Origin of the sequence: Synechocystis sp. LEGE 06083 (assembly GCF_015207725.1) — a bacterium.
Taxonomy (GTDB): domain Bacteria; phylum Cyanobacteriota; class Cyanobacteriia; order Cyanobacteriales; family Microcystaceae; genus Synechocystis; species Synechocystis salina.
Map to the genome: position 1 here is coordinate 1 of NZ_JADEWJ010000307.1, position 4,192 is coordinate 4,192.

Below are 4,192 nucleotides of genomic sequence, written 5' to 3' on the forward strand. Positions count from 1 at the left end.
GTTCTATTTGCTCTACAAACCCAGGGCTAATGAACTTCTAGCGGCCCAGCACAGCCGTTAAGCAGCCCGTACTAAGAGGAGATTTTAAACTTTTCCCTGCCCTATCTAACCTCAGAGGGAAAGGGGATCAAAATCCCCATTTAGGGCGTCAACCTAAACTTTACCAACAGGCCCCAACCACAAAGTTGACGTCCTCTTTGATACAATTGAGGGTTGTTATGGATTGTCATCGTCGGATTTGCTTCCATCGGTGCATTGCCCTTAATACTTGTTTACTTGCCCTCCGCCATGGCTCGCCCACCTTCCAGGGATTGGGGGAGGGGGAAACACCGTTCCAAACATCTGTACATCTGCAGTTGACATAGTTCAGTAATTTACTGAGGACGGCTTTCCACTACAAACTTTATGGGCAATGGCAAACCGCGGCAATCCTAACGCTTCCCTTCACCCCGTAAGCCCACCTCAGGATTCAGTTTCATGGATTATTCGATCGCCACACTTTTGTCCTATTTTGTTGATGACAAATTAGTAGCGGGTAAATTTCTCGAAAAAAAATTAGGTTGTGAAAGTCCTGAGGCCATAGAAGCCCTGCAGATTGTCCTCGATGCCCTAGAAAAAATGGGCGTACTGGTCAAGGAGCGGGGGAAATACAAACGGGTATCCCGGGAAGATGTGGTAGAAGCACGGCTGCGTTGCTCCAGTAAGGGTTTTTGTTTTGCCATCCAAGACGATGAAGATGCCACCGATATTTATGTCCGGGAAGGGAATCTCAGCAATGCCTGGAACGGCGATCGGGTTTTGGTCAAAGTGATTAAAGACGGTACCCGCCGCAAATCCCCAGAAGGGGCCGTCCATCTCATTCTTGATCGGGCCAACCCCTCTCTGTTAGCCCAGGTGAAAAAAAGCGAAGATAATTACCGCGCTGTGCCCCTGGATGACCGCTTGCTATTTGAGCTAGAACTCAAAGACGAAGAGCAAAACCTCGCAGAGGCAGTGGACCACCTTGTCCATGTTTCCGTTCTCCGTTATCCCATTGCCCAGCACCCGCCCCTAGGGGAAGTTACCAAAGTGTTGGGTAGTGACGCTGAGGCCGCTGCCGATACCGATATCGTCTCCTGTAAGCATGATTTACCCCTAGGTTGGACTCCCGAAGCCATCGAAGCTCTGCAAAATTTGCCCAAGGTAATTGAACCCGGAGAACTGAAGAAAAGGCAAGATTACCGCAAACTCCAGTTAGTTACCTTTGGCGATCGCCTCCGGGGAGAAACCTTACCCTGGCAAGAAGTGGCCCTGAGCCTAGAAAGTCAGCCAAATCAATGGCAAGTGGGCATTCACATCACCGACATTGCCCACTACATCGCCGAAGATAGTCTGTTGGACCAGTTAGCCCGTAAACGGGGCACCACCGTATATCTAGAAGAACAGGTTTGCCCCCTTTTCCCCGAAGGATTGACCGGACGCTGTTCCCTCATCCCTGATGAAGATCGTTTGGCCCTATCCTTCTTTCTCACAGTGGATGACCGGGGGGAAGTAACAGGGTTTGAATACCACAGCAGTGTGGTCAAAATTGATCGCCAACTGGACTTCAGCGGAGTGCAAACGGCCCTGGCGGATATTGAATCCGTCAATGACGATTTGAAACCCTACAGCGGTCTACTCCAGGAACTATTCTTCCAAATTTGCCCCCTAATAAAGTCCCAACGCCTGCAACGGGGCAGTTTCAACCTCCAAACGGAAACGGCTTCCCCCCGCCTGGATGAGGGCCGTTTAGGGGTGATCATGACCCAAGAAACCCTACCCATTCGTAGCTTGTTAGCAGAACTGATGGTGGTGTTGCAACGGGAAGTGGCTCTCCAACTCCAAGCCCTGGGGATACCGGGTCTCTACTGTGGGCAAGTAGCGCCGGAGGCAGAAGATCTGACGGACATTGTTAAATTAGCGGAAAACCTTGATTTAGGCGTAAAAATTGACCTAGAAGGGGACATTATTCCCCAGCATTACCACCACCTCAGCCAAGCATTTGAGTCCCTGCCAGCTAAAGCGGTGTTAAACCATTTGCTGGCCAATACCCTCAAACTCGAAAAGTACTTTAGCCACCCCGCTCCCCACTTTGCCCTCGCCTACGACTCCGGTTATACCCACTGTGTTTCTCCGGCCCAACGGTATGGGGACTTGGTGGTGCAACGGTTACTGAAACTCGTATTGGCGGAGGGGCGCGATCGCCGTACCAAACAAATGAAAACTGGGGTAGAGCTCAATGCCCACACCTGCCGCAACCAAATTAGCTGGAATGTGTTGCCGCCCAACCTCCAAGAAACCATTGAAGGGGATTTGCACCAGTTGGTCTTGGGACTCAATGACCGGGAGCAAACCGCCGAAGATGCGGAAAAAGATCTGTTGGGGCTGAAAAAAGCCGAAAAAATGAAAGCTCGCACCGGGGAAATTTTCCGGGGGTTAATCACTGGCGTCCAATCCTACGGCTTCTTTGTGCAAATTTTCGATCTACTAGCTGAAGGCCTTGTCCATGTTAGTTCCCTCAAAGATGATTGGTATGAGTTCCGCAGTCGTCAATGTGCCCTAGTGGGACGCAAAAGTCGTACTTCCTACCGCTTAGGCAACGAGGTGGACGTGCAGGTGCGCAGTGTGGACTATTACCGTCAACAAATTGACCTCGGAGCAGTTAACAATGCCCCCAAAGGTTCTGCCAACATTGATTTGGATGATGATGACGAAGAGGGAGATGACCAGGACCAGGATGAGACCATGGATTGGGATGCCATGGACGATGGCGATGATGACGAAGGGGGGGCGGTAATTTTCTAGCTGTTGTCCAGGGACAAATCCTGCAAACCAAAGCAGACTAGGGCAAAGGCCATTGTCGCCTGGGCAAAAGTTGCTAAAATTTAACAATTCGCAATAAATTTTAACAATTATCCCAGGAGCAACGATCAATGGCCGGATTATTTGGCTTATTTGGTAAAAAAGCACGGTACGTCGAAGATATTGAAGCCAACCCCGGCGCTCAACCAGAAAAAAAAGAGGCATTTTTCCTCGAAACCGACGATGCCAAGAGCTTAGGCAATGCTGAATATATGCGGACTCCAATCAAAATTAAACGGAGTTTTCCTAAAACCCTTAATTCCCAAGGGGGGGAAGTGGTGAAGGAAGTTTCTGCCATGGAAGTGAAAAAAATCCAGGCCAATGGCCAGCCGGCCCCCAGTGCCCAAACAGACTCCGCCCCATCTCCGGCCAACACCACTCCCGCAAACGACGATCGCCGTTCCAGCGACAACAGTTTGGATATGTTCCGCCAGATGGCTAAGGATTTGAAAAAATAAAATGGCAAGGGGCAGCGAAAATTTCTGAGCTTGCACACAGACGATGGTGAGGTGTCTTGACCATTCTCTGATGGCAGAGGAGTTAGGGCACTCGGCCAACACTAATTAAAGAGCACTGTAGTTCCGGCAGGGCAAGCATTAAATTCTTGCCTGGGCTGGGTAACCTATGATGGTAGTGGTAATCTTTGCTTTTCTTTCCAGACCATGAGCATCATCGAGCAAGTTCTCACCGCCACCGTCACAGTAGAACAAACTTTAGAGCTTCCCCCGGAAATTAGATCCAAACTTGTTCCCGGTGAAACCTATAGAATTACGGTTCAAGAAGATACCATCGAACTAACAAAAATCCCTAAATTTGATTGGGAACAGTGGCGACAAAATTTAAGTAGGGATGGTGAGGAACTTACCGATGAAATTATGGAAGAAATTTGCGAACTTGTCCGAGAAGTACGTCATGAAAATCGTCTTGAGAGAGAATCGGCATCATGAAGGTTGTCTTGGACACAAACCTTTGGCTATCGGCGTGGTTATGGCAAGGTTTACCCAAAGAGTTAATAGAGTTGGCTAAGAAAGGAGAAGTCTGCAGTTGTACGTCCTTAGAAATTTTGCAGGAGTTAAAAAAAGTTTTAAGTTATCGTAAACTGCAAAAGAGGCTCGCAATACTTTCTTTAACATCGGAAGATATTCTGATCGGAATGCAGGAAATTTTCGTTATTTTCCCTATCCAGCCCCTGGAAGTTCCCGAACTGCGGGATCCTAAAGATGCCATGGTTTTGGCAACGGCGATCGCCTCCCAGGCCGATGCCATTATCAGTGGCGACAGCGATTTGCTCATTCTCGGAACGTATCAAAAT

The 4,192-nt window shown here is 49.0% G+C and carries 4 protein-coding genes; all 4 read left to right on the top strand.

The window, feature by feature from the left end; all coding sequences use genetic code 11:
* Positions 1–477: 477 nt before the first annotated feature.
* Complete coding sequence (locus tag IQ219_RS17365; protein ID WP_194073444.1) at positions 478–2,823, top strand: ribonuclease R family protein; 2,346 nt, start codon at positions 478–480, stop codon at positions 2,821–2,823.
* Between the two features lie 128 nt (positions 2,824–2,951).
* Entirely contained in the window at positions 2,952–3,338 is a 387-nt protein-coding gene (locus IQ219_RS17370) for a hypothetical protein (protein ID WP_190597762.1), read from the top strand.
* A gap of 204 nt (positions 3,339–3,542) precedes the next feature.
* Positions 3,543–3,827: a hypothetical protein gene (locus IQ219_RS17375; RefSeq protein ID WP_194018804.1), complete on the top strand. Its 285-nt coding sequence runs from the start codon at positions 3,543–3,545 to the stop codon at positions 3,825–3,827.
* On the top strand, positions 3,824–4,192 hold a 369-nt coding region (locus IQ219_RS17380; RefSeq protein ID WP_194073445.1), incomplete at its 3' end, for a putative toxin-antitoxin system toxin component, PIN family. The genes IQ219_RS17375 and IQ219_RS17380, both read left to right, overlap by 4 nt.